This is a genomic window from Kitasatospora sp. NPDC059571 (genome assembly GCF_042735675.1).
In the GTDB taxonomy this organism is placed as follows: domain Bacteria; phylum Actinomycetota; class Actinomycetes; order Streptomycetales; family Streptomycetaceae; genus Kitasatospora.
The window spans coordinates 1-1,011 of sequence record NZ_JBHWBW010000871.1; the positions used below are offsets into that span (position 1 = coordinate 1).

The window sequence follows — 1,011 nt, forward strand, 5'->3', positions numbered from 1 at the left end:
GGCGCGCCCCCCGCCCCGCCCGGGGCGGGCGGGGCGGCGGGGCGACCGCCGCCGCCCGCGCGGCCGGCGGCGGGCGCTCCGCGGCCGGGCGGGGGGCCCCCCCCCCCCCACGACCGCCGCGGCGGCTACGACGACCGGCGCGACCGTCCGGAGCCGGTCCAGCGTCTGCCCATCCCGGAGGACGTCACCGGCTTCGAGATCGACGCCGATGTCCGCCAGGACCTGAAGAGCCTGCCGAAGACCCTCGCCGACGACGTGGCCCGCAACCTGGTGATGGTCGCGCGGCTGCTCGACAGCGAGCCCGAGGAGGCCTACAAGTACTCGCGGGTCGCGCTGCGGCTGGCGTCGCGCGTCGCCAGTGTGCGTGAGGCGGCCGGTTTCGCCTCGTACATGACGCAGCGTTACTCGGAGGCGCTGACCGAGTTCCGCGCCGCGCGCCGGATGACCGGCCGGGCCGACCTGTGGCCGGTCATGGCCGACTGCGAGCGCGGCCTGGGCCGCCCGGAGCGGGCGCTGGCGATGGCCGGCGAGCCCGAGGTCAAGCAGCTGGACAAGGCCGGCCAGGTCGAGATGCGGCTGGTCGCGGCCGGTGCGCGCAGCGACCTGGAGCAGTTCGACGCGGCCGTCGTCACCCTGCAGAGCCCGGAGCTGGCGTCCAGCGCGATCCAGCCCTGGACGGCGCGGCTGCGGTACGCCTACGCCGACGCACTGATTGCGGCCGGCCGCGGCGAGGAGGCCCGCGACTGGTTCGCGAAGGCCGCCGAGGCGGACACCGACGGCGCCACCAACGCCTCGGAGCGGCTGGCGGAGATCGACGGTCTCGAGTTCGTCGACGCCCTGGAGGAGGACGAGGAGTCCGAGGGCGGCGCGCAGGAGTCCGAGGCCCCGGCCCGCCGGATCGCGCCGGACGAGGTCGGCGACGACCGCGTGATCTTCGAGGACGAGGAGGACGTCGAGGAGTTCTACGACGAGGACGACCTCGAGGTCGACGAGGAGTACGAGGACGAGCAG

At 75.8% G+C, this 1,011-nt stretch carries 1 protein-coding gene; it reads left to right on the forward strand.

Translation table 11 applies throughout. From position 1 onward, the window contains the following. Positions 1-165: 165 nt before the first annotated feature. Positions 166-1,011 (forward strand): hypothetical protein (locus ACFV0G_RS39650; RefSeq protein WP_380558878.1); only part of this gene is annotated, 846 nt, incomplete at its 3' end.